At 66.6% G+C, this 24,210-nt stretch carries 25 protein-coding genes and 1 pseudogene; 12 read left to right on the forward strand and 14 right to left on the reverse strand.

What is annotated here, in order from left to right:
* Positions 1-15: 15 nt before the first annotated feature.
* From eno to T8K17_RS20625, 4 genes are read right to left on the reverse strand one after another with little or no spacing between them, the layout of a single operon-like run.
* Entirely contained in the window at positions 16-1,305 is a 1,290-nt protein-coding gene (gene eno, locus T8K17_RS20610; protein WP_322331608.1) for a phosphopyruvate hydratase, read from the reverse strand.
* Complete coding sequence (locus T8K17_RS20615; protein WP_322331609.1) at positions 1,302-2,339, reverse strand: aminoglycoside phosphotransferase family protein; 1,038 nt, start codon at positions 2,337-2,339, stop codon at positions 1,302-1,304. Before T8K17_RS20615 ends, eno begins: the two co-directional genes overlap by 4 nt.
* A complete protein-coding gene (locus tag T8K17_RS20620; RefSeq protein ID WP_322331610.1) occupies positions 2,336-2,827 on the reverse strand; it encodes a GNAT family N-acetyltransferase in 492 nt (163 codons plus the stop codon). Before T8K17_RS20620 ends, T8K17_RS20615 begins: the two co-directional genes overlap by 4 nt.
* A complete protein-coding gene (locus T8K17_RS20625) occupies positions 2,824-3,825 on the reverse strand; it encodes an iron-containing alcohol dehydrogenase (RefSeq protein WP_322331611.1) in 1,002 nt (333 codons plus the stop codon). The genes T8K17_RS20620 and T8K17_RS20625 overlap by 4 nt, the downstream gene beginning before the upstream one ends.
* A gap of 125 nt (positions 3,826-3,950) precedes the next feature.
* On the opposite strand from T8K17_RS20625, the gene T8K17_RS20630 reads away from it, so the two are divergent.
* Entirely contained in the window at positions 3,951-4,160 is a 210-nt protein-coding gene (locus T8K17_RS20630; RefSeq protein ID WP_322331612.1) for a hypothetical protein, read from the forward strand.
* An 81-nt stretch (positions 4,161-4,241) separates the two neighbouring features.
* Here T8K17_RS20630 and T8K17_RS20635 read toward each other — a convergent pair whose 3' ends face one another.
* Both T8K17_RS20635 and T8K17_RS20640 read right to left on the reverse strand, forming a co-directional pair.
* A complete protein-coding gene (locus tag T8K17_RS20635) occupies positions 4,242-4,715 on the reverse strand; it encodes a helix-turn-helix domain-containing protein (protein ID WP_028792594.1) in 474 nt (157 codons plus the stop codon).
* 434 nt (positions 4,716-5,149) lie between these two features.
* The gene (locus T8K17_RS20640) at positions 5,150-6,007 is read right to left on the reverse strand and encodes a fatty acid desaturase (RefSeq protein ID WP_322331613.1); all 858 of its coding nucleotides are present in this window, start codon (positions 6,005-6,007) and stop codon (positions 5,150-5,152) included.
* A 213-nt stretch (positions 6,008-6,220) separates the two neighbouring features.
* Here T8K17_RS20640 and T8K17_RS20645 point away from each other — a divergent pair, with 213 nt between their 5' ends.
* A complete protein-coding gene (locus T8K17_RS20645) occupies positions 6,221-7,105 on the forward strand; it encodes a helix-turn-helix transcriptional regulator (protein ID WP_322331614.1) in 885 nt (294 codons plus the stop codon).
* On the forward strand, positions 7,102-7,926 hold the full coding sequence (locus tag T8K17_RS20650) for a phosphate/phosphite/phosphonate ABC transporter substrate-binding protein (protein ID WP_322331615.1): 825 nt from the start codon (positions 7,102-7,104) through the stop codon (positions 7,924-7,926). The genes T8K17_RS20645 and T8K17_RS20650 overlap by 4 nt, the downstream gene beginning before the upstream one ends.
* A 5-nt stretch (positions 7,927-7,931) precedes the next feature.
* On the opposite strand, the gene T8K17_RS20655 is transcribed toward T8K17_RS20650, so the two are convergent.
* Complete coding sequence (locus T8K17_RS20655) at positions 7,932-9,113, reverse strand: iron-containing alcohol dehydrogenase (RefSeq protein ID WP_322331616.1); 1,182 nt, start codon at positions 9,111-9,113, stop codon at positions 7,932-7,934.
* A 126-nt stretch (positions 9,114-9,239) separates the two neighbouring features.
* On the opposite strand from T8K17_RS20655, the gene T8K17_RS20660 reads away from it, so the two are divergent.
* The gene (locus tag T8K17_RS20660) at positions 9,240-10,346 is read left to right on the forward strand and encodes a mandelate racemase/muconate lactonizing enzyme family protein (RefSeq protein ID WP_322331617.1); all 1,107 of its coding nucleotides are present in this window, start codon (positions 9,240-9,242) and stop codon (positions 10,344-10,346) included.
* Between the two features lie 319 nt (positions 10,347-10,665).
* A pseudogene (locus tag T8K17_RS26310) lies at positions 10,666-10,950 on the forward strand (hypothetical protein); the annotation flags it as partial.
* A 35-nt stretch (positions 10,951-10,985) separates the two neighbouring features.
* On the opposite strand, the gene T8K17_RS26315 reads toward T8K17_RS26310, so the two are convergent.
* Positions 10,986-12,503, reverse strand: coding sequence for a P-loop ATPase, Sll1717 family (locus tag T8K17_RS26315; protein ID WP_416153139.1), 1,518 nt, complete (start codon positions 12,501-12,503; stop codon positions 10,986-10,988).
* A 161-nt stretch (positions 12,504-12,664) separates the two neighbouring features.
* Positions 12,665-13,474 carry a fatty acid desaturase gene (locus tag T8K17_RS20670; RefSeq protein ID WP_322331619.1) on the reverse strand — a complete coding sequence of 270 codons (810 nt, stop codon included), beginning with the start codon at positions 13,472-13,474 and terminating at the stop codon, positions 12,665-12,667.
* A gap of 479 nt (positions 13,475-13,953) precedes the next feature.
* On the opposite strand from T8K17_RS20670, the gene T8K17_RS20675 reads away from it, so the two are divergent.
* Entirely contained in the window at positions 13,954-14,478 is a 525-nt protein-coding gene (locus T8K17_RS20675; protein ID WP_322331620.1) for a hypothetical protein, read from the forward strand.
* A gap of 599 nt (positions 14,479-15,077) precedes the next feature.
* Here T8K17_RS20675 and T8K17_RS20680 read toward each other — a convergent pair.
* A complete protein-coding gene (locus tag T8K17_RS20680; RefSeq protein ID WP_322331621.1) occupies positions 15,078-15,797 on the reverse strand; it encodes a hypothetical protein in 720 nt (239 codons plus the stop codon).
* Between the two features lie 115 nt (positions 15,798-15,912).
* Entirely contained in the window at positions 15,913-16,875 is a 963-nt protein-coding gene (locus T8K17_RS20685) for a glutathione S-transferase family protein (protein ID WP_322331622.1), read from the reverse strand.
* 108 nt (positions 16,876-16,983) lie between these two features.
* Between T8K17_RS20685 and T8K17_RS20690 the strand changes: the two genes are divergently transcribed.
* Positions 16,984-17,655, forward strand: coding sequence for a Fe2+-dependent dioxygenase (locus tag T8K17_RS20690; protein ID WP_322331623.1), 672 nt, complete (start codon positions 16,984-16,986; stop codon positions 17,653-17,655).
* A gap of 115 nt (positions 17,656-17,770) precedes the next feature.
* A complete protein-coding gene (locus T8K17_RS20695; protein WP_322331624.1) occupies positions 17,771-18,622 on the forward strand; it encodes a lysophospholipid acyltransferase family protein in 852 nt (283 codons plus the stop codon).
* 4 nt (positions 18,623-18,626) lie between these two features.
* Here the strand turns inward: T8K17_RS20695 and T8K17_RS20700 are convergent, their stop codons facing one another.
* The 3 genes from T8K17_RS20700 to T8K17_RS20710 all read right to left on the reverse strand — a co-directional run bounded on the left by T8K17_RS20700 (position 18,627) and on the right by T8K17_RS20710 (position 20,734).
* On the reverse strand, positions 18,627-19,229 hold the full coding sequence (locus T8K17_RS20700; protein WP_322331625.1) for an NUDIX hydrolase: 603 nt from the start codon (positions 19,227-19,229) through the stop codon (positions 18,627-18,629).
* Between the two features lie 85 nt (positions 19,230-19,314).
* Positions 19,315-19,938 carry a PadR family transcriptional regulator gene (locus tag T8K17_RS20705; protein ID WP_322331626.1) on the reverse strand — a complete coding sequence of 208 codons (624 nt, stop codon included), beginning with the start codon at positions 19,936-19,938 and terminating at the stop codon, positions 19,315-19,317.
* 169 nt (positions 19,939-20,107) lie between these two features.
* Entirely contained in the window at positions 20,108-20,734 is a 627-nt protein-coding gene (locus T8K17_RS20710) for a YceI family protein (protein WP_322331627.1), read from the reverse strand.
* A gap of 109 nt (positions 20,735-20,843) precedes the next feature.
* Between T8K17_RS20710 and T8K17_RS20715 the strand changes: the two genes are divergently transcribed.
* Genes T8K17_RS20715 through T8K17_RS20730 form a run of 4 tightly spaced genes read left to right on the forward strand, consistent with a single transcriptional unit; the run spans position 20,844 to position 24,044 of the window.
* On the forward strand, positions 20,844-21,800 hold the full coding sequence (locus T8K17_RS20715; protein ID WP_322331628.1) for a zinc-binding alcohol dehydrogenase: 957 nt from the start codon (positions 20,844-20,846) through the stop codon (positions 21,798-21,800).
* A gap of 10 nt (positions 21,801-21,810) precedes the next feature.
* Entirely contained in the window at positions 21,811-22,209 is a 399-nt protein-coding gene (locus T8K17_RS20720) for a 6-carboxytetrahydropterin synthase (RefSeq protein ID WP_322331629.1), read from the forward strand.
* Between the two features lie 9 nt (positions 22,210-22,218).
* Positions 22,219-23,277 carry a glycosyltransferase family 4 protein gene (locus T8K17_RS20725; RefSeq protein ID WP_322331630.1) on the forward strand — a complete coding sequence of 353 codons (1,059 nt, stop codon included), beginning with the start codon at positions 22,219-22,221 and terminating at the stop codon, positions 23,275-23,277.
* Complete coding sequence (locus T8K17_RS20730) at positions 23,274-24,044, forward strand: class I SAM-dependent methyltransferase (RefSeq protein ID WP_322331631.1); 771 nt, start codon at positions 23,274-23,276, stop codon at positions 24,042-24,044. The genes T8K17_RS20725 and T8K17_RS20730 overlap by 4 nt, the downstream gene beginning before the upstream one ends.
* The last annotated feature ends 166 nt before the right edge of the window (positions 24,045-24,210 follow it).

Raw genomic sequence — 24,210 nt, forward strand, 5'->3', positions numbered from 1 at the left:
CGCCGCTTGTCCTTGTTACGTGCGTCCCCAGGGATAGGCCGATCGTGCCGGCAAGGCGGTGCCGGTCGGCACCTGTTCGGCCAGCCGCAGCCCCTCGTTCCATTTCGCCATGCGTTCCGACCGGGTGAAAGACCCGACCTTGAGCTGAGGAATTCCCCAGCCCACCCCCAGATGGACGATGGTCACGTCCTCGGTCTCGCCGGAGCGGGCCGAGACGATGGCGCCCCAGCCTTTCGCCCGGGCGGTTTCCAGTGCCTCGTGGGTCTCGGTCAGGGTGCCGATCTGGTTCGGCTTGATCAGCGCGGTGTTGCCGGCGCCCAGGGCGGCGCACTGTGCGATGCGGGGGGCGTTGGTGGTCACCAGATCGTCGCCGACGATCTGCACGCCCGCCGGTGCCGCCTTGGTGAAACGGGCAAAGGCCTCCTCGTCGTCCTCGCCGAGCGGATCCTCGATGGAGACGACTGGGTATTTGGCGAGCCAGCCGAGCAGCATCTCGCTCAGTCCGTCGCTGTCGATCTCCCGGCCATCGCGCGCCAGGGTGTAGCGCCCGCCCTTGCCGAAATCGGAGGCGGCGATGTCCAGGGCGATGGCGACCTCGTCGCCCGGCGCGTGGCCGGACGCCTCGATGGCCCGCAGCAGACAGTCCAGCGCCTCCTCGTTGCTGTCGAAGGCCGGCCAGAACCCGCCCTCGTCGGCCACGCCCTGCAGCTTGCCGGCATCGGCCAGGATCTTCCCCGCCGCCCGGTAGACATCGGCCGTCCAGTCCAGCGATGTGGGATAGTCCGGCGCGCCGACGGCGACGACCATGAAATCCTGCACGTCGACCCGGCGCGCGGCATGGGCGCCACCGCCGAGGATCTGGATCTCCGGAAGCGGCAGCGGGCCGGGCGCGCCCTCGCCCGCCAGGTGACGCCACAGCGGTAGCCCGGCCGAGGCCGCGGCCGCATGGGCGAGCGCCATGGAGGTGGCGATGATCGCGTTGCCGCCGAGCCGGGACTTGTCGCCGGTGCCGTCCAGCTCGACCAGGCCCCGGTCGATGCCGGCCTGATCCTCGACCGGGCGGCCCCTCAGGGCCTTGGCGATCTCGCCGTTGACCGAGTCCACCGCACCGCGCACGTCCAGGCCGCCGAACGCGGTGCCGCCGTCGCGCCGGTCCACCGCCTCCCCGGAGCCGGTGGAAGCACCGGCCGGGGCGATCGCGCGTCCCATGGCGCCCGAGGCCGTGCGGATCTCCACCTCCACGGTCGGACGTCCCCGGCTGTCCCAGACCCGCCGGCCGATCACCGCGTCGATCGTATCGCTCATGTCCCTGCGCCTTCCGCACCCATCTGTTTCGCCCAGTCGTCCCGCAAGCCCGCGAGCGTGGAGGGCGGGCGTTTCAGCCAGCCGATCGCCGTCTCGCGCACCAGCGCCTTGTCCGTTTCCTCGGTCAGGTATTCCACCGGCGACTTGCCGTCGACCCGCGCCAGGAACAGCCCCGGCAGCAGGCTCGCCACCCTGGCCTCCAAGCCGGCCGCCTCTTCCCAGTCGACCTTGGCCAGATAGGCCGCGCTCATCCGCTCGAAGCAGCGCAGGAACCCGGTCGCCTTGCCCGGCACCCACAGGCATTTCAGCAGCAGGTGGTTGAGGCAGAACGCCAGATCGAAGGCCGGATCTCCCCACCACGCGCATTCGGCGTCGAGAAACAGCGGTCCGGTCGGACCGACCTGGATGTTCTTCGGGCTCACATCGCCATGCACCAGGCAGCGCTTGGTGGCCGCCGTGCGCCCGACCAGGGCGGTCAGTTCCGCCGCCACCTCGGGCCGGGTGCGGCCGGCGGCTTCCAGATAGGGCTCCAGCCGGATCGCGTGGAAGATGCTGTCGGTCGGGAAGCGCTCGGCCAGTTCCGGGCGGGCGGCGGTCGCGGCATGGATCCGGCCCAGCCGGTCGCCGACCGCATGGGCCACCGCCGGATCGGCGACACCGGCGGCCAGATCCCCCTTCCACAGCCGGTGATTCGACGGATCGAGCCAGGCCATGGCGAACAGCCCGGCCTGCGGATCGTGGCCGAGGATCTCCGGCACGGCTTCCGGCACCGCCTGCGCCACCGTCTCGAACCAGGCGACCTCGTATTCGTTGCGGATCACCGGCGCGCGCCAGTCGGCGGCGACCTTCAGCTTGGCCAGCGCCCGCTTCACGCAGAACGGGCCGCGCGCCGCATCGACCCGCCAGATATCGGAGGCGACGCCGCCCGTCAGCGGCGTCAGTACCGGCTGCTCATCGGCTTCGATCAGACCGAGACCCCGGAGCGAGGCGACGACCTCGGGCGGTGCATCCCGGTGGGCGTCCGCCCCGCTCACGCCGCCAGATCCCGCGCCATGAGCTGGACCTGCTTGCCGCCCGCCTCCTGGATGCCCACCGGCACGAAGCCGAGCCGCTCGTGGAACCGGAGCGATCCCGGATTGGGCGGATCGAGATTCACCTCGCAGGTCAGGCGCGGCACGCCGAGCCGGCGTCCGGCCGCGGCGAAATCCTCGTACAGCACCGCGCCCAGGCCGCGGCCCCGCTGGGTTTCGGACACCACGACCCGGTCGACATAAAGGAAACTGTCATAGGTCCGCTCGAACCAGCGGTAGTTCAGGCTGTCATAGGCGCGACCCGGGCGCAGGGCGATCAGGACGGCCTGCGGATCGCCTACGGGTCCGACGATCCGGAACAGGTCCGCCTGGGCCGCGAACTCGGCGAAGTCGGCGACGGTCAGCGCGTTCACCGCCGGGACGGCGGCATTGTTCAGGACGACCAGCGCCTCGTAGTCGCCGGGCTCGGCATCGCGGATCTCTTGCGTCATTCCGTCCGGCGGCCGCGCGCCGCCCCTCCCCGTCCGCCACGGCGTCTGCGCGCCGGTATGTCTCGTCCCAGCATCACCAGCACGCCGGAAATGTCTACCGGTAGAGTGGCCGGATCGAGATGGGCGAGACCGTCCAGGGGCAGAGCGTCCAACCCGGCCCGGCCGTCGCCGGTCGGATCCAACGCCTTTGAGAGAAGTGAGAGAAGCGGATCGGCCGTGCCGCCTGCCCCGGACGCGGCCATCAGGACCGCGCCGAGGGTCGGGCCCGGCGGACGCTCCCCGGAGACCTCGCCCAGTGCGGCGAAGACGCGTCCGGGGCCGAGCCGCCGCTCCAGGGTCGCGGCGACTTCCAGGGCTTCGGCAGGCGCCGCCGCGACCGACGCGCTCATCACTCTCTCGGCCGCTAGGGAATTTCCTGCATCCAATGAGAGTGCAGCCACCCATCGGCGCCGATCGTCCGGCTCCAGCTCAGGGCACCATGCGGCGGCGTCGGGCCGCAGAAGGGGATCGCGAATCAGGAACGGGCAGCCCCGGTCGTCTATCAGAAGACGGGCGCCGCCCAGGGCCGCCACGCCCGAGAGATCGGTCGCCACCGCCATACAGGGCGCCGTCCCGAGGGGGTCGAGAGCGGCAGGCTCCATAGCCAGATCCGCCAACGGCCGGCGCTGTCCGGCCATGCGGGCCGTCAGGGTCGCAAGCTCCACCGCCGCGTCCCCGCCCAGACCGACGACGGCGTCGCATTGATCGAAATGATAGGCGCCCACGGCCTCCGCGACCGCGCCCACAGACGCCCCGCCCGGATGCGCGAGGGGAAAGACCGCCAACCCGGCGGCTTCGAAAAGCGGGATCAACGGCTCGGGCCGACCGGCCCCATCGTGGACGAGAAGAAGACGTCGAAGGCTGCGCGGCACGGCCCAGGCACGGACCGCGGCGTCGGCCTGGAGTCCGGTGCGAAGGGCGACCACTCCCCCCCAGACGATGCCCGCCTCGACTGTCATCCGACACCCCGTTCCGCTCCCGGCGCCCGGTCCCCTCGGATCGGGCGCGGCCTCCGCCCTTCAAATTTGGGCCAACCTGCTTTAGGATAACGGTCGAAAGCGATCAGGTTCAGGAGCGACACGGCATGGCGATTTCGAACGCGGCAGCAGCAAGCGCGGCACTTTCGGTGTCCGGCGTGCGCGCAGCGAACGAGCAGGTCCGCGTGCTGGGCCAGGGTCTTTCCTCCCTGCTGGCGGTGGCCGAGCAGATCGCCGACCAGGTGCCGGGCTCGGCCGCGACCCCGGCCGTCCCCGTCGATGCCGCGCGCGGTCAGAGCGTGGACGTATCGGCCTGACGGCAGCACCGATCCCCCAAACGAAAAGCGCGCCGACTGGGCGGCGCGCTCTTTAAATAATGTCCGGGAGGTGGGGGAGGCTTACTTCTCTTCCGGCAGCGCGGTCGCGACCGACTTCACCATTTCGGTGATGCGCTTGCGCAGGTTCGGATTCTTGATCGAATAGTAGGCGCGCACCAGCTCGAGGGTCTCGCGGCGGGCCATCGGGTCCGTCGGGTTCTCCTCGTATTCGTCGCGCGGCTGGCCGGACTTCATGCGGCGCGGGGAATGCGCCATCGTGTCGTCGGACATGTCGTCGAAGAAGAAGCTGACCGGCACGTCCAGGATCTGGGCGATATCCCACAGCCGGGACGAGCTGATGCGGTTGCTGCCGCGCTCGTACTTCTGAACCTGCTGGAACGTGATGTTCAGCGCCTCGCCAAGCTGCTCCTGGCTCATCCCGAGCAACGTGCGACGCAGCCGCACACGGCGACCGACATGGACATCGATCGGGTTGTTGTTCGTGATCTGGTAGTTGGGATCATCACGACGCTTATCTACTTTGGCTTTAGCCATGGAGCTACTTCAACCTCCTTACTTCGAGACAGGGCGGCGGAAAGCCAGCCGTCTCACTAAAAGTGCAGTATGGGTTTCGCATCGCCCTGCTGACAAGGCAATACACGTTTCCGGGGTTTGCGACTGCCACACGTTTGAGGCGAGCGGGCGGGAGTTCCGGGCGGAACGTCCCGACAGGCTCTCCTGCGTTGATAGGCGGCCGGAATCACCCATTCCTATATCCCTCGATTGCAAGACCGGCAACAAACTTGAAATCATTTTCATTCAAGCGCCGGCCGCACCACGGATATACGTTGTATTACATTGATTTGTTTATAACCCGTTAATGGCGAAATAGAACAAAATTCACATAAATTAACCACTTTATCGAACGAAAAAGCGCGCAGATCCAAAGACTTCGCCGAGCGACGACAATCCTCAGAGTTGAGTTTCGGCTAGCGATATAAGGGATGAATCGGGTGATCTCGAGGTGAAAAAAGATAAGTGGCTGCCAGTTTGACGTAAGAGTCGAACCTGTAGCCCCCATTTCGAGAGAGAATCCCGTCGGCCCCGTCCCGGTACACGCGGCGCAGAAGGTACCACGGCAATCCGGGCCGTTCGTGATGCAGCGCGTGCAGATTGTTCGACAGAAACAGCCAGCCCAGCGCCCCGCCGTTCTCCACGATGACGCTTCTGCAAGCGGGACTGGGGTCCGGGCGGTGTTCCGCAAAGCTGCGGATCAGCATCATTCCGGTCGCCGGCCATACCACCAGGGCCAGATATCCCCACAGCGGCACCCCCACTGCGGACAGGATCCAGGCCAATGCCAGAAGTTGCATAAAATGGCCGGCGAGTGGGAAAAGCCGCCGTCCTGCCACCAAATCGCGACTATCTGTCACAACCGCTTGGGCCATCAGCCAGAGCGGACCGAGCACCACCCGACCGGCCAGGGTGTTCATCGTCCAGCGCAGGGAACGCTCGACGCGCCCCGCCCGCCGCCAGCGCTCGGCGGTGACATACCAGCTCTCCGAATCGTCCAGCGGATCGGTCAGCCGCGCGTCGGTGTGATGGGCCAGATGGCTGTCGCGGTACCGGTCGAAGGGGACGAAGACCAGCAGCGGCGGCCCGGCGATCAGGCGGTTCATCCAGCGCCACGGCGTCGGGTGGCCGTGGATGACCTCGTGCTGAAGCGACGCCTGCCATGCCACGCACCAAGCCAGGACCGGGGCGGCCGCCCACCACGGCGCGGCCTGCAGCCAGACCGCCGCCAGCGACCCGACGATCGGCAGATAGACGGCCAGGGCGATCCACACGGTGGGCCATTCTACCCGCGCGGCAAGACGGGCCGGGCGCGGGGCCGCGGCGACAGGAGGGGCAGCGACAGCGGGCCCGTGGCCGGTGCCGTCGGCGGCAATGCGATGAACTCTTTCCATGCCGCGACCCTATCGTCGGGCCCGATGTTGCCGCAATGCGGCTATGCGAAACTTATGTTGACAATTATCTGCTTAAGCAACGATGTTTACTAAATGCAACAGTCTGTTCAACCTACCGACAAGCGGGATGTCGCCCGGCTCTTCCGGGAGCGGCTGGAGGCCGCGATGGACCGCGCCGGCCTGTCCCGATCGGCGGTGGCCAAGCGGATCGGCGTCGACCGCTCCACCCTCTCCCAGATCCTGTCGGACGACGGCGTGCGCCTGCCCCGGGCCGACACCGTCGCGGCCCTGGCGGTAACACTTCAGGTGTCGCTGGACTGGCTGCTCGGCCTTGCGGAGGAAGGGCAGTTCACCGCCGACATCATGGAGCGCTCGCCGGAGATCAGTCCGCACAACCGGACCGTCGCCGACGAGAACCTGCTGCGCTGGCATGCGGAGGCGGCCGGCTACAAGATCCGCTACGTGCCGACCAGCCTGCCCGACCAGGTGAAGATCCCGGAGGTGATCGAATACGAGCACCACGAGACCGGGACCTCGGCCGCCGACCAGGCGATGCGCCGCTCGCGCGACCGCCTCGACTATGTCCGACAGCCGGAGACCGACGTGGAGATCTGCACGTCCATCCAGTCGGTGCGCGATTTCGCCGACGGCACCGGCGTCTGGCGGGACCTGCCGCTGGAGGTCCGGCGCCGCCAGCTCACCCACATCGCCGACCTGATCGACGAGCTGTACCCCAGCGTGCGCTGGTTCCTGTTCGACGGGGTGCGCGACTACGCCATTCCGGTGACCATCTTCGGGCCGAAGCGGGCGGCGATCTATGCCGGCGACATGTATATTGTCTTCAGCACCACCGAGCATATCCGGGTGCTGACCCGCCGCTTCGACGACCTGATCCGCCACGCCGTCGTCCACGCCCACGAGATCCCCGCCTATATGCGGACGCTGATCGACCGGATCGACAAAGGATTGCCCGCATGAGCGCCCCCGCCGTACTTCCAATCGCCGCCTTCACCATGTACGACCTGCCGGAACTCCGCAAAGCGACCGACGACTGGTGGACGGCCATCGCCCGGCATCTCCGCCGCGCCGGGATCGAAGACGTTCCGGCGGCCCTGACACGGGGCCGGACGGTCGGCGAGAACTGGCGCGATCCGGCCCTGCTGCTGACCCAGACCTGCGGCTATCCGCTGACCCATGCCTATGCGGGCGACCTCACCGCCATCGCCGTCCCGGACTACCGGGCCGAGGGCTGCGGCGGCGGGACCTACAGCAGCGCCTTCGTGGTGCGCGAGGAGGATCCGGCGAAAACGCTCGCCGATCTGCGCGGCCGCCGGGCCGCCGCCAACGGGCCCGACAGCCAGTCGGGCTGCAACGTCCTGCGCGCCGCCGTCGCGGCAATCGCGGACGGTGAGCGGTTCTTCTCCGAGGTGCTGTGGAGCGGCGCCCACCGCAACAGCCTCGCGATGGTGCGCGAGGGCAAGGCCGATATCGCCGCGCTGGACGGGGTGACCTTTGCCCTGGTCGGCGACGCCGCACCCCAGGAGATCGAGGGCATCCGCGTGCTCGGCTGGAGTGCGACCACCCCCGCCCTGCCCTATGCGGTGCGCCGGGCCGCCGATGCCGATACCCGGCAGCGGGTGACCGACGCCCTTCTGGCGGCCGCGGCCGATCCGGAGAGCGCCGGAGCCCGCGACACGCTCCGCATCGCCGGAATGCTGCCGGCCGAGGATACCGACTACACCGTGATGGTGGCGATGCGCGAGGCGGCGGAGGCGCGCGGCTACCCGCTGCTCGCCTGACCCGCCTAAGACGCCTCGAGGATCGACCGGGCCAGGTCCAGCAGTTCCGCGTCGTCCGGACGGATCGCGTTGTTGTCGATCATCGGCCGGTTCTCCGGCGCCAGCGCCACCGTCACCAGGCGCGGCGCGTCCTTGCCGTCCAGCCCCATATCCGCCAGCGAGACCGGCAGGCCGACCGCCCGCAGCAGGGCTTCGAACCGGTCGGCGCCCGCCGCCGCATGCTCGGCCTCGTCGCCGGTGCGCCGCGGATCGACGCCCAGAGCCGTCGCGATCGGCGCGTAGAGATCCGGCCGCCGTGTCGCCGACCAGGGCAGCGTGACCCGCATGGCCAGCGCCACGGCCCGGCCGTGATGCACATGGGCGAGCGTGCCGAGCGCATGTCCGAAGGCATGGGCGAGGCCGGTGCCGCAGGCGTCGATCGCCACCCCGGCCAGGGCGGAGCCGAGCGCCATGCGGCCGCGCGCCTCCACATCCCCCGGCGTGGTCACCGCCCGCTCCAGGTTCTGCGCCACCAAGGCGACCGCCTGCAGCGCCATGCCGGCCACCACGGGGGTCGAGCGCACATGGGTATAGGCCTCCACCGCATGGACCAGGGCGTCGAGCCCGGTCGCCGCGGTCAGCGGCCCCGGCAGGCCCAGGGTCATGGAGGGGTCGAGGATGGAGAGATCGGCCTTCAGCGTGCTGCCCCAGGCCCAGACCTTGCGCCCGCCGTCGAGCCCGTAGACCGAGGTGCGGGTCATCTCCGCCCCGGTGCCCGAGGTGGTCGGAATCAGGATCTTGCGGATCGCGCGGGCGGGCAGCGGGTTGGCCATGACGGCATAGGACTCCGCCGGCGCATCGGCCACCGCCACGGAGGCGGCCAGCTTGGCCACGTCCAGGGCCGAGCCGCCACCGATGCCCAGGATCAGATTCGCCCGGTGGGACCGGGCCCGGCGCGCGGCGGCGTCGATCGACTCGGCCGACGGGTCGCTGGCGACCTCGTCGAACAGGTCCACCGCCATCCCGGCCGACGCCAGCCGCCGGGCGGCGGCCTCGGGAATGCCGGTGGCGACCACGCCCGGATCGGTGACGATCAGCACCCGGGCGGCCGGCCCGCACAGGGCCGACACGTCTTCCGGCAGGGCATCGACCCGGTCGAGCCCGTAGCTCATCGACGGGCTGGGCTCATGGGTGAATGCGGACAGCATGGACGTCTCCGTCTCGGTTACGAGGCTCAGGATTTCAGGTTTGCGTTTCAGTTTCGTGTCCGAAAGCGCCACCGGGGGTCGCATTCGCCGTTGACGGGTACAACGCAAAAGTCCCCACTGCGCTCCATGAAAATCGACCGTATCGACATCACCCACCACCGCCTGCCGCTCGATCCGCCGTTCCGGGCGAGCTGGGACACCCGTCCGCGCACCGAGTTCGACGCCACGATCGTCCGCGTCGTCACCGACGAGGGCGCGGTCGGCATCGGCTCGGGCGACACCATGCTCGGCTTCGAGCGGCACGCCGAGCTGTTCGTCGGCCAGGAACCGCTGGATCTCGACCGGCACAACCGGGTGCTGGACAACCTCGCCTTCCACTACAGCCGCTACTGGCCCCTCGACCTGGCCCTGTGGGACCTGGCCGGTAAGATCCTCGGCCAGCCGGTCTGGCGGCTGGCGGGCGGCCGATCGGACCGCACCCGGCTCTACGCCTCCTCGGGCACCCTGCGCGGGCCGCAGGAGATGGCCGAGGCCGCCCTGTCCTTCCTGGAGGCGGGCTTCCCGGCGATGAAGATCCGCTTCCACCGCGGCGACTGGCGCGACGACATCCGCGCCCTGGAGGCGGTGCGCGCCGCCGTCGGCGACCGGCTGACCCTGATGGTCGACTGCAACCAGGGTTGGCGGATGCCCTGGGACACCGAGCGGCCCTGGTCCTTGAAGGACGCGCTGGCCGTCGCCCGCGAGCTGGAGAAGCTGGGCATCTACTGGATGGAGGAGCCGCTGCACCGGGCCGACTATGCCGGCATGGCGGCCCTGCGGAACGCCGTGGATATCCGCATCGCCGGCGGCGAGATGAACCGCGAGGTGTTCGAGTTCGACACGATCATCGAGCGCCGCTGCCTGGACGTGCTGCAGCCGGACGCGGCACTGACCGGCGGCATCGGCGGGCTGAAGCGGATCGCCGAGGCCGCCGTCGCCGCCAACCTGATCTTCACCCCGCATACCTGGTCGAACGGGCTCGGCGTCGCGGCCAACGCCCATCTGGCCTGCGGCGCCGGCAACCCGCCCTTCCTGGAATTCCCCTACGACCCGCCCGAATGGTCGGCCGAGCGGCGCGATTACATGCTGAGCGAGACCCTGAGCTTCGAGGACGGCTGGATGATCCTGGGCGAGGCACCCGGGCTCGGCGTGGCGCTGGACGAGGACCGCCTGGCCGCGACCCGCATCGGCTGAGGGTTCAGGGGGCGGCCAAGGAGCGGACGGGGCGGGCCGTCTCTGCTACAGTTCACCGAGGACGAACCGTGCATACCGGGGGAATGCAGCGATGACCACGATCCGATCGCTAGGCCTGCGGTCGCTGCTGCTGGCGGGCGTGCTGATGCTCGGTTCCCTGGGGCCGGTCCAGGCGCAGCAGGCCGGTACGCCGGAGGCGGCCCTCCCGGACGCGGCCATCCTGGCCGCCGCCGACGATCTGCCGATCTGGCAGCGCACCCTGTACAAGACCCTGACCTATCAGGCGGCGGCCAATGCGGCCGACGTGCTGGTCTTCGACATGCTGGTGGGTGCCTCCGCCGCGACCACGACCGGGTTCTTCATCGCCAATGCGGCGACCGCCGCGGCCGCCTATTACGGGTTCGAATACGCCTGGCAGACCTGGGGGCCGACCCTGGAGGAGACGACGCAGGAAACAATCGTCGAGAAGACGATCCTCTACCGCTTCATCGGCGTCGGCCGGAACGCCACGCTCGGATACCTATACGGCGGCAGTGCGCTGACGGCCGGCGCCTTCGCCAGCCTCAACGTCGTCTACGATACCAGCATCTTCCTGACCAACGAGTACGTCTGGGACGTGCTGGGGCCGCAGCAGGCAACTCAAGCAGACGATCGACTTTCCGTCAGATTCAACCCACGATGTAATCCATCGTGCACTTTATATAGATCCGCTTCCAGAAATCCTTGTGACTTAAAGAAACATTTAAATTTCCACTGCTGAGATTTCCCAACACGAAATCCAATTATAGAGTTATCGTATAAGAACTTGAGATTTGCGCCTATTTCAGATAGACTATATTCCATATCTATTTTATTCAAACTCGACATTAGGTCAGATGCAGTGAAATTCGTTGCCCCATTATTTTGTATCTCTGTGAGAAATTGATTAATTTGAGGGGATTGCACTTTCCACTCATCCTTAATCTCATCAACTAGCCACTCTGAATACGCAGGTTCAGAATTATAAATTGACTGACACTCAAGCTTTTGCTCATTAACGTCTTCATGCTCAAATGGATTATTTCTTCTGTCCTCCATGTCCAGCTTAACCAACTGAAAAATCCTAATAAAATCACGCGGCCTCAACATTGTTCGCAACAAAATATAATCAAATGGAGATCTCTGCTGTCTCATTTGCTCTCGATCAAACAATTCCTCTATTTTGGAGAATCGTTCATTCCCACTCCTATCAGCATAAAAATTCACTCTCTCTAAAATCATTCTTGAAATCCCATCCTTGGACCAAGCCAAAAGCTGCCCGCAGTCGGATCTCAATTTGTTCATATCATTTATACTAAGCGTCTCGAATATATCCTCTCTCAAGAAAACGACGGGCCTTACCGACCCTCGAAATTTTGAAACAATACTATCCGCCGCACCAATAAGTCCTGCTATAATTTTTTGGCTCGATTCAAATGATGCTTCGTCCCACGCCTCATCAATTCGATCAAATGTGATGAATATACGACGACTTTCATCAAATGATTCCAAGAGAACGCCTTCTAGAATATCTGTCAGACGCTCCAAGGAATTATTCAAAACAACCTTTAGTGAATTATCAGATTTGACATCTGAAAATGATATCTCGCCGACATCGGCCGATAAGTTCTCTAGCTCACCATCATCCAGACTTAAGCCAGCTCCCGGCAATTTTATTTTACTCAATTGAAGTAATTTCTGCCCAATAATTTCACTAATACTAGGAACTGGTGAAGTATAAATTCGCTCTAGAATCTTCTTAATGAGATCAATTTTCTTGTTAGACACCCCAGATTCGATAAGTTTTCTTACTGATAAAAGATAAATTACGTACTTCCAAGACTGTATGTAAGCCATTGATGACGCCTTCCCTTCTGTCATCAATAGCGAGTGCACATCCCAGCTATAGTTCTGCAAAGACATACTAATAGAAAGATCGTTTTTTCCAATGTATCTCTCTGGGTTATTTTCAAAATGCTGAAAAACTGCGGTTTTTCCCGCACCTTTCCGGCCAAGAACTAAAAAATGGTGGCGATTTTTAATTACAGACTCTAGCACGCCATTTTCGTAAAAATACTCTGACAGATTATCATCCCGCTCTGCTGAAACCTGTCCAAACTCAATCCATTCACTAATCATTTTGACCTCCCCTCCCCCATTAGCCCTCGGCCTTAGTAAGAATTTATCCTAAACCTAAAGAGGCTAGAGAATTCTATACATGGCTGCACAGCCCAGATTCAAGAGCCCCCATTCTGCGAAGCTCAGCCTTGTGACTCAATACACTTCAGTGAAATTTTCCCTTAAAGCGGCTCGGCCGTGCCGTTGCGCAGGGCGCCGATGCGCTCGCCATGGAACGGCAGATAGCCGGCGGCCTCGACCTTGCGGGAGCCCTTCATGAGGTCGCCGTAGGCCGGCAGCGCATGGAACGGGATGCCCGGATTGGCGTGATGCTCGGCGTGGTAGGGCATGTTCCAGGCGAGCCAGCGGATCGGCGCGATGCTGACCACGGAGCGGGTGTTCGCCCACATGTCCTTGACCGCCGGACAGCCCCAGTGCTCGGACAGCAGATAGGCGCGCAGGAACGGCTGGCCGAGCAGCACCGGGCCGACCCAGAGCACCAGCACCGGCCGCGGGTCGGTCAGCACGGACACCACGGCGATCGCGGCATACAGCGCCAGATAGACCCGCGCCTCGCGGATCGCGCGCGGCCGCGACCGACTGTCCAGAAAGGCGCTCGGCGCGTGGCCGAAGGCGCGGGTGACCAGACCCTGCACCACCCGGAACCAGTACTCGGCCCCGGACAGGACATACAGATATCCGAGCAGGGTCGTGGGCTTCGGCGCGGCCAGTTCGGGGTCGCGCTCCGGATCCTGGGTGAACCGGTGATGCGCCATGTGAAAGGCGGTGTACCAGCGCGGCGGCAGCAGCAGCAGGAAGCCGCAGACCTCGGCGACCGCCTTGTTGATCCAGGTGGTCTTGAACGCGGTGCGGTGGACGCTTTCATGCAGCGGCGGGAACAGGAAGACGAGAAGGATGCCGTGCGCCACCATCGCCGCGACCAATGCGGCCCCGTCCAGGGTCAGGCACATCGTCCCGGTTGCAGCCAGCAACAGCCCCTGCAAGGCCAGGTGCCGGAGCCCCGGACCGTCGCTTCTGGCCGTGAGTTGGGCCTGGGGCGAGACATCCCTTTGATCTTTCGGGCTTTCCGACATTCAGCAACTTCCCGTTCACCAATTTTTTGCGCCGCGGCATGGAAAAGGCCTTGCAAAGCATATCCCAGCCGATCATATTTTGCAGTGCAGCATGACTGCCCAACATGCTGTGTAGACTTCTTGGGCGTTTCCTCCCTTAACTCGGGCCGCGCTTGTCGCGGCCCCTTTTTTTGTGCGCCACGGCCGGCTCACAGTGGCCGAGACCGGGTTTTCCGTCCAGTGCGGCAGCGCTTGCCGGGTCGGCCCCGGCAATTCCTACCCCCGGTCCCGATCGTCTCGAACAGAGATATTATAAAACAACGACTTAAATCCATCCTGCCTCTGGCCCGGCGCTTGCGACACCTCCCGCGACACAAACCTGCTGCGGGAGAGGCAGAATGCGAGATATCGATCCGATCCATTTCCAGCCGTCCAACGACGGCGCCATCGCCCTCGATGTCGCCCAGGCCCGGCATGTGCCGATGCTGAGCACGGTCAGCCTGTGCGGCCGCGCCGCCGGTCCGATCCAGCTCGACGTCGTCTTCGGCGTCGCCAACGAAAACGTTCCGACCGCCGAGGCCCTGCTGTTCCACCAGCTTCCCAAGGCCATCCGCGGCGCCATCGACGAGTGGGCGGTCCATCTCTCCGCCCGGCCCTGGCGGTTCCGCCGGGAGGCCATGACCCATTTCGCCCGGGTCTTCGCCGACCAGTTCCGCCAGCACATGGAGGAGATGACCGACGAGGAGTTCGAGAGCCTCAAGGAAGTCGGCTACACCTGCCTGCTGGAGCGCATGGACGACGGGGCGCGCATCGGCGACCTGCACCAGGCGCGGATCTATCTGGACAGCGTCCACGACCATCACCGCGAGGCCGCCCGCCGGTTCCTGAACAGCCAGGCGCCGCGCGCCCTGCACCACGCCTGAGACCGCAGCACGTCACGAGTTTCCTTCGCCGTCGGGAGGGCACCCGCCCAAGACGGCACACTCTCCCCCTCACCTCGCCCGCTCCGTCACCGGAGCGGGCTTTTTCTTTGGCGGCGCGGGTTCGTAGGACGAGCGGCAAAGGACGGGAGCGGGCGAGCGCCGCGCCGGTTTCCTGCGAGGTCTGGACGCGGGGGAACCGTGGAAAGGACAGCGCCTCTCCCTCCCTCCTTTCACTCCCCGGATTTATTCCGGGGCAAGTCCGTCCGCGGGCGCCAAATCAGAGAGCAGATCCCAGACACCCGGTCGGGCCCATCCGCGTGCCCCGGAATAAATCCGGGGAGTGAGAAGAGACAGACAGAGAGAGAGAGAGACGACAGCCGCCTGCACCCTTCCGCCTGGACCCTCGGCCTCATCACTCAATCACAGAGGAAGCAAGTCCCGGAACGCCGCTCGGGCCAATGGGGAGAAAGTGCGGCCGACTCTCCAGAGAACCCGCAAAAAGAAAGAGAGCCGCCCGCAGGCGGCCCTCGATACTCGGGGTAGGAAATCTGGCTCTTCGCGTCAGGCCCCAGGAGCGTGTGCCCCGGGGGTGCTGTCCCTCAGCGCCGAACCGTTCCGGAGACGGAGATGTCTCCGGCCTCGATCGCGGACTTCAGAATGTCGAGCCCGCGAGCAAGCTCTTCATACGTTTCACGGTAGCGGGTCAGTTCACTCACTTCCGCTTCCATGACGCCGGATTTCGACTTGTTGCCGAGATCCAGCAGTTTGGCGAGGTACCGGCCCTTGATCCGGGCCGCGTGGCGAACCACGCCTTCGACCTCGCTCTGGTTCACTTCCATAACAACGTCCGAGACCGCCCTTCGGTTCTCTTCCGATGCAAATCTGTCGAGTTCGCGCACGTACTGGGCGGCGTTGACGCGGCCTCCGGGCATGGCGTCATGCAGCCAGTTGGCCCGCTGCGCCGGCTTGGCAGCGCCCTTCTGGCCGGCCTGACGCGCCGCGATCCGCTCCTGCGCGGTGCCCCCCGGACGGGCCGGCGCGGGTGCGGCCGCCGCTACAGCTTTCGGGCGCACGGCCGGGGCGGTCTTGACGGTCTCGCGCACGGCGGCGATCGGGCTGCGCGCCGTCCCGCCGTCGCGGGCGGCCAGCGCCCGGGCGGCGGCATTGGTATTCGCCGGGCCGGTGAGAGCCGGTGTCGAGGCGGCCGTCACGGGTGCCCGCGGTGCCGCCTTTGACTTCGCCTCGTCGGCGAACGGATCCCAGTTGCCGATCGTGTCGGCGGTCTCGAGGCCCTTCTTCAGTGCGGCGGCAAGCGACATGATGTTCTCCCTTGGCTAGACCGGCGGAGAACCGCCGATCCGATGTGTCGCCAAGATCAAAGCAAGAGCCGTGCCGTTTTAGCGGATCCGCCGAGTCGAGCGGAGCGCCTGGCGCTTACGCCGCCGATTTCAGCCGGTCCCGGTTATGCGGGGCGGCAAAATCGATGCGCGGCCCTTTCGGCACGATCCCGGTCGGATTCACCGTCCGGTGACTGCCGTAATAGTGCGTCTTGATGTGGTCGAGATTCACCGTCGATGCAACCCCGCCCCACTGGTAGAGCTCGCGGGTGTAGCTCCAGAGATTGGGGAAATCGACCACCCGGTTGCGGTTGCACTTGAAGTGGCCGTGATACACCGGATCGAAGCGCAGCAGGGTCGGCAGCAGGCGCCAATCCGCCTCGGTGACACGCTCGCCCATGAGATAGCGCCGGCTGCTCAGCCGGTCCTCCAGCCAGTCCAGCGAGTCGAAGAGGTCGTCGAACGCCTCCTCGTAGGCCTTCTGCTTGGTGGCGAAGCCGGTGCGATAGACGCCGTTGTTCACGGTCTCGTAGACCCGGTCGTTGACCGCGTCGATCTCCTCGGCAAGCTCGGCCGGGTAATAATCGCCGGGCTTCGCGCCGATCCGGTCGAAGGCGCTGTTGAACATCCGGATGATCTCGGCCGACTCGTTGTTGACGATCGTGCCTTCCTTCTTGTCCCAAAGCACGGGCACCGTGACCTTGCCCGTGTATTTCGGGTCGGCTCGCGTATAGACCTGATGCAGGTACTCCGCGCCGTGCAGGGTGTCCGGATGCTCGTCGGTGAACTGCCAGCCGTTCTCCAGCATCAGCGGATCGACGACCGTCACGTCGATCATGCCTTCCAAGCCCTTGAGCTTGCGGAAGATCAGCGTGCGGTGCGCCCAGGGGCAGGCATAGGATACGTAAAGATGATAGCGCCCGGCCTCCGGCTGGAACCGCGCCTCGGGATCGTCGCGGATCCAGTCGCGGAACGCGCTCTCCTTGCGCTTGAAGTTTCCGTCCTCGGTGCCGCCGCGCACGTCGCCGGTCTTCCAGACGCCGTCCACCAGCTGTCCCATGAAATCCTCGTCCGTTGAATGACTTGCCACAGAGTGACTTGATCGAAAGGCCAAGGTGGGGTGGATTGCGCGGTAATCAACACCAAACGGGTCAATCGGGAGACAGCAATGGTTGCGATGATCGAAGGTCTGCTCACCAAGGAGCAGGTGCAGACCATCGCCAAACGCCTGTTCAGCGCCAAGTTCGCGGACGGCTCCATGAGCGGCGGTCCGCTGGGCAAGGAGATCAAGAAAAACACCCAGGTGGCGCCGAACAGTCCGGAGTATCGGGAGCTGGCGGATTTCGTTCTGTCGATCATCAAGCAGAACGAAAAGGTGGCGATCAATGCCATCCCGCGGCGCATCCTGCCGCCGATCTTCGCCTCCTACACCGAGGGGCACCGCTACGGCGACCACGTGGACGCGGCCCTGATGGGCCAGTGGCCGGGCATGCGCACCGATCTGTCCATGACGATCTTCCTGAACGATCCCGGCGCCTACCAGGGCGGGGAGCTGGTGCTGATCACCGATTTCGGCGAGCAGGTCTACAAGGGCAAGGCCGGCGACGCGGTGCTGTACCCCACCCATTACCGCCACCGGGTGAACCCGGTCACCAAGGGCCGGCGCATGGCGATCGTGACCTGGATGGAGAGCATGGTGCGCGATCCCGCCCGGCGCGAGATCATCGGCGACCTGGCGGCCGTCATGGAGCGGCTGGTGGCGACCAAGGGCGACGAGGAACTGATGCTGCGGGTGGAGAAGGCCCGGCTGAACCTGCTGCGCATGTGGGCCGACAGCTGAACCCGCCCGGCCGCCGCAATCCTTGACCCGGAGCCTGCCGCCGGGCGACCATCGGCCGATATCGCCATAAGAAGCCCCGACCGGAAGAGCCATGGTCAAAGGCCCGACGACAGCCTTGCTGAGACGCCTGAAGCCCGTGCGCGCCGCCGAGCCTCCGGAGCTTCCGTACTTCTCCTACGCCTCGGCCGAACATCCGGTGCTCAAGCGCCTGATCATCCAGGCGGTGGAGAAGATGACCGGGCAGCCCCGGGTGAAGCGGCTGTACCTGGAACACCGCCTGAACCCGGTTCCGGACGAAGATTTCTGGTCCGCCGCCGTCCGCAAGCTGGAACTGAACCTGGTCTACGACCGGGCGAAATGGGAGGCGGTGCCGAAGGACGGACCGCTGGTCATCGTCGCCAACCATCCGTTCGGCGTGCTCGACGGCATCGTGATCAGCTACCTGACCTCGCGCATCCGGCCGCGCTTCAAGGTGCTGACCAACTCCGTCCTGTTCCGCGCGCCGGAGGTGCGGCCGTTCCTGCTGCCGATCGACTTCGCCGAGAGTCGGGAGGCCCTGGCAACCAATATCGAGACCCGCAAGCTCGCCCTGCAGGAACTGTCCGAGGGCGGCGCCATCGTGGTGTTTCCGGGCGGCACCGTGTCCACCGCGCCGTCGACCTTCGGCCGGGCGGTCGATCCCGACTGGAAGCCCTTCACCTCGAAGCTGATCGTGTCCGCCAAAGCGAGCGTGGTGCCGGTCTATTTCCAGGGGCAGAACAGTAAGCTGTTCCAGTTCGCCAGCAATGTCAGCCAGACCATGCGCGAGGCGCTGCTGTTCAAGGAAGTCGCCAACAAGATCGGCACCGACATGCCGCTGACCGTCGGCGACACCATCCCGTTCGAGCATCTGGCCCATCTGAAGGACCGGCGGATGCTGATCGACCATCTGCGGTCGATCACCTACGAGCTCGGCGGTCCGAAATAGAGCGTCAGGCGGGATAGCCCAGGGCGTCGGCCACCGGTCCCGGCAGACTGCCGCGCCGGCCCAGGATTTCCACCTTCATCAGCATGTTCTGAGAAAACGCGTCTCGGATCTCGCCGGCGAGCGCCATCTCCAACGCCGCGGCGAAGGGCAGTCTGCGGATATCGATCTTCTCGTCGGGATCGGGATCGGCGTCGCCCACCGTCAGGTCCCAGGCAAGGAAGCCGACGCCGATCTCGTCGGAGATCGCGTTGGAAAAGTCGGTGTGCAGGATTTCCAACCAGTTTCCGGCGGTCAGCCCGGTCTCCTCCTTCAGCTCGCGGCGGGCGGAGTCGATGGGCGGCACATCCAGGCGGCCGCCGCCTTCCGGCAGTTCCCAGGAATAGTAGTCGCGGGGAAACCGATGCTGGCCGACCAGCCAGACATGCCCCTGCGCATCGACCGGCACGATTCCGACGGCGACAGACTTCACCTCGCAGACGCCGTAGAGGCCGGGATTGCCGCCCGGATCGGTGACGTCGTGCTCGCTGATGCCGATCCACGGGTTATCGTAGACCCGCCGGGTGGCATTGACGATCCAGGGCCCGCGCCGGGCCGGCGTCTCGGTCATTGGGCGGGTTCCTTCCAAGCGGGGACGCAGGGCCGCAGCCTCGCGGTTGCGGACCCTGCGATCAAGCCCCTGTCGTAGCGGCCGATCAGCTCTGCTCGACCGCCAGGGCGGCGGCATCCAGGGCGGCGGCGACGACGCGGGCCTGATCCTCGTTCAGCGGTCCGCGCGCCATGCGCAGGCGCATGGCCAGCTTCAGATTCTCCATGGCCCGCACCACCTGGGGATCGGGACCGCTGCCGGCCTGGGCGGCGAAGGCGTCCATCCGGGCCATCGCCGCATCGGCGGCCGGCCGGTTGCCCTCCAGGAAGGCCGTCCCCTCCTCGGTGATGGCATAGCGCTTCTTGCCGCCCTCCTCGGTCACCGTGGCGTGGCCCAGTTCCTCCAGCAGGGTCAGGGTCGGGTAGATGACCCCCGGGCTCGGCGTGTAGGTGCCGGCGACCCGGTCCTCGATCTCCTTGATCAGCTCGTAGCCGTGGCGCGGCTGTTCGGCGATCAGGGCGAGAACCACGTAGCGCAGCTCCCCGTGGTCGAACAGCCGACCGGCGCGACGTCCGCCCCGATGGCCGCCGCCATGGCCTCCTCCGTGATCTCCGCGATGGCCGTGCCGGCCGCCGCGCCGACCGCCGCCGTCCTCGTGGGCGAAGCGGCAGCCGTCGTGGTGGCCGTGATGATGGTCGTGGCGATGCTGGCGCCCGTGACGATGTCTCATAATGCAAATCTCCGATAGGGTTTCGTTATATCGAAATAAAAGATATATCGAACCCCTATCGAGTCAAGACGCTTCCGCTCCCGGCGCCCCGGCCCGGTGGCGGGATCCGGGACAGGAACACCGGAAAGTCGTCTCGACGGATTCAGGGCGCAGGGAGCTAGGGTGGCGCTTAGCCCCCCTGGCGGATGGCCTCGAACTCCAGGATGATCTCGACCGTGTCGCCGACCATGTCGCCCTCAAGCGCATAGGTCATGCCGAAGTCGGAGCGCTTGATCGAGGTGCGGGCGGAGATGCCGATGGCGTAGTGCTTGTCGCCGAAGGGATAGCGGCCGCTGCGGTTCCAGGTCACGTCCAGCGCCACCGGCTGGGTCACGCCCCGGATCGTCAGGTCGCCGAAGACCTGGCCCGTCCGGGCGCCGGTCGGCTTCGCGCCGGTGCCGGTGAAGGTGATCGCCGGGTGTTCCTGCGCCCACAGGAAGTCCTTCTTGGCCACATGCTCGTCGCGGGCCGGATGGGCGGTGGAGACGCTGGCGGTCTTGACCTCGGCGCTGACGTTGCTGAGGGTGCGCGCCTCCTCGTCGAAGGTGAAGGAACCGACGACCTCCAGGAACCGGCCCAGCACGTCGGCGAAACCGAGATGGCTGACGGTGAAGGCGACCACCGAATGCTCGGGGTCGATCACGTAGTCATAGGGCTGTGCGCGGGCGGCACCTGGTGCCAGGCCCAGATACAGGCTCGCCGCCAGCAGCGGCACGGCCGCTGCCTTTCGCAGGATCGCGGTGATGTGAGTCGCCATGGTCCATTCCTCCTTTCGGCGCGCCCCGCCCCGGGCTAGTAGGGGGCAAGCTAGTACGGAGCACCGGGCCGGCAACAGCCCCGCCGGTCCACAACCGCGTGAGGTGCACATGACGCAGGCCCGAGCATTCTGGGTGGTCCGGCCGAACCAGGGGGAAATCCGCCAGGAGGCGATCGCGCCCGCCGGTCTCGCGGAGGTCGCGGTGCGAACCCTCTATTCGGGGATCAGCCGCGGCACCGAGACCCTCGTCTTCGCCGGAAGGGTGCCCGAGAGCCAGCATGCCGCCATGCGCTGCCCGTTCCAGGCCGGCACGTTTCCCGGACCGGTGAAATACGGCTACTGCGCGGTGGGGGTTCTGGACGACGGCCGGGTCGTGTTCAGCCTGCACCCGCACCAGGACCGGTTCGTGGTGCCGGCCGAGGCGGTGCGCCCGGTCCCCGAAGACGTGCCCGCCGCCCGCGCCGTGCTCGCCGCGAACATGGAGACCGCGCTGAACGCGCTCTGGGATTCGGGCATCGCGCCGGGCGACCGGGTGGCGGTGGTCGGCCTCGGCGTGGTCGGCCTGCTGATCGCCTATCTGGCGGCCCGTCTGCCCGGCGTGGACCTGGTCGGCATCGACCCGAACCCCGCCCGCGGCCCCGCCGCGGCCGCGCTCGGCATTCCGTTTTCCACCGATGCGCCGGACCGGTACGACGCCGACCTGGTGGTGCACGCGAGCGGCACCCCCAACGGACTGGCGACCGCGCTGTCGCTTGCCGGGACGGAGGCCACCGTGCTGGAGGCGAGCTGGCACGGCAGCGCCGCGGTCCCCGTTCCCCTCGGCGAGGCGTTCCACAGCCGCCGGCTGGTCCTGCGCTCGACCCAGGTGGGGATGGTCTCGCCCGCCCACCGGCCGCGCTGGGACTACGGGCGTCGGCTCGACAAGGCCCTGTCGCTGCTGGCCGATCCGGCGCTCGACGTGCTGATCGACGGCGAGAGCCCGTTCACATCCCTGCCAGACACCATGGCCGCCCTTGCCGATGGCAGCCTTGCCGCCCTATGTCATCGCATCCGCTACCCGGACTGAAGGAGTTCGCATGTTCACCGTCACCGTGCGCGACCACGTCATGATCGCGCACTCCTTCAAGGGCGACCTGTTCGGTCCGGCCCAGCGCCTGCACGGCGCCACCTACGTGGTGGACGTGCGCATCCATGCCGCAACCCTCGACGCCAACGGCGTGGTGGTCGATATCGGCGCCGCCCACACGGCCCTGTCCGACATCCTGAAGCCCTGGGCCTATCGCAACCTGGACGAGCTGGACGAATTCACCGGCAAGAACACCACCACGGAGTTCCTGGCCAAGACCGCCTTCGACAAGCTGGCCGCGGTGGCGCGCGACGGCGGACTGGGCCGGCCCGGCGCCGAGCTGGACTCGATCGAGGTGGTGTTCAACGAGTCCCACGTCGCCTCGGCCGGCTATCGCGGCACGCTCTGAGCCGCACCGGTGGCCGGTCCCGACGTCCATTTCCTGATCCCCGGCGACCCGGCGACGCCGACCGGCGGCTTCGTCTATGCCCGCCACGCGGTGCAGGGGCTGCGGGAAGCCGGACTGCTGGCCGGCATACTCCGGATCGACGGGCCGTTTCCGCAAGGCGACGCGGCCGCCCGGTCGGCAGCCCAGACCGCCCTGACCGCCGTGCCGGACGGGGACCGGGTGGTCGTCGACGGACTCGCCTATACGGCGCTGGCTCCGGTAATCGCGCCGCACGCACAGCGGCTGCGGATCATCGCCCTGGTCCACCATCCGCTGGGCGACGAGACGGGCTTCACCGAAGAGGAGCGCGACCGCTGGCTGCGCGACGAGATCGAGGCCCTGGCCCTGGCCCGGCACATCCTGGTACCCAGCCGGACCACCCGCGCCCGGCTCGGTGCGCTCGGACTCGACACCGATCGGGTGACGGTGGTGGTTCCCGGGGTCGATCCGGCACCCGATCTGGCGTTCCGGGCCAAGCGGGCGCCCGGACCGCTGCGTCTGCTCTGCGTGGCCACCCTGATCCCGCGCAAGGCCCAGCACCTGCTGCTCGAAGCGCTGGCGCCGCTGGCCGACCGGGACTGGCATCTCACCCTGGTCGGGGACGCCCGGGACCCGGCCTATGCGGACCGGCTGCGCAAGTGGATCGAGGACGGCCCGCTGGCCGGACGGGTAACGCTGGCGGGTGCCGTCGACGATGCGGCGCTGGACGCCCAATGGCGCGCGGCCGACGCCTTCGTGTTTCCGAGCCTGCACGAGGGCTGGGGCATCGCCCCGGTGGAGGCCGTGCGCTGGGGCCTGCCGGTCGTCACCAGCGATGCGGGCGCCCTGCCCGAGTCCGTGCCGGAACCCGCCCGTGTGATGGTACCGGCGGGGGACGTCGCGGCCCTGGGCGCTTCCCTCGCCCGACTGATGGACGACCCTGCCCACCGCCGAACCCTCGCCCATGGCGCGCGGCAGGCGGCGGCCGGGCTCACCACCTGGGCCGACATGCGGTCGGCCTTCGCCCAAGCGATGACGAGGCTGCCATGAGTTTTTCCGCCGACTGGCTCGCCCTGCGCGCACCCTACGACACCGCCGCGCGAGCATCCGCGCTCGAGAGGCGCCTGGCCGACTGGCTGTCCGCCCGGTCGGGACCGGAGCCGCTGTCGGTGGTCGATCTGGGCGCGGGCTCGGGCAACAACATGGCGCATCTGGCTCAGCACCTGCCGGCCGGCCAGTCCTGGACTCTGGTGGATGCGGACGGCGCCTTGCTGGAAGAGGCTGCCCGACGGCACCCCGGCGTGAGCGTCCGCCAAGCCGATCTCGCCGGCGATCTCGCGGCGCTGATCCCAGAGGGGACCGGGCTGGTCACCGCCTCGGCGCTGATCGACCTGGTATCCGAGGCCTGGCTGGCCCGCCTTGCGGCGTGGGTCCAGGAGATCCGCTGCGCCCTGCTCGTGGTGCTGACCTATGACGGCCGCATCCTCTGGGAGCCCGAGCTGGCGGGCGACGGGGAGATCCGCGACCTGATGAACCGGCACCAGCGCGGCGACAAGGGCTTCGGTCCGGCTCTCGGCCCGGAGGCCCCCGTCACCCTGTCCCGGCTGCTGCCCGGAGTTGAGACGGCGATGAGCGACTGGCAGATCGCCGCCGGCGAGCCGGCGATGCGCGCGGCCCTGGTGGCCGGCTGGGCCGGCGCCGCCGCCGAGATCGCGCCGGACCGGGCGGCGGCGATCGAGGCCTGGCGCGACCGGGCGTCGTCGGAGCCGCGGGCACTGGCGGTCGGCCATGCGGATCAGCTCTGGCTGCCGGACTGAGGGGCGACCGGGTCGACCGCCGGCCCTTCGACACGCCCCGCTGACGCGGGGCTGCTAAGGGCGAGGTTCAGTTAACCACTCCCGTCATCCCGAACTCGTTTCGGGACCTCGATTTGGCTGCAGCATGAAGGTCCCGAAACGAGTTCGGGATGACGGAAGAATTTTT

The sequence above is a fragment of the Thalassobaculum sp. OXR-137 genome (genome assembly GCF_034377285.1).
Classification (GTDB): Bacteria; Pseudomonadota; Alphaproteobacteria; order Thalassobaculales; family Thalassobaculaceae; genus Thalassobaculum.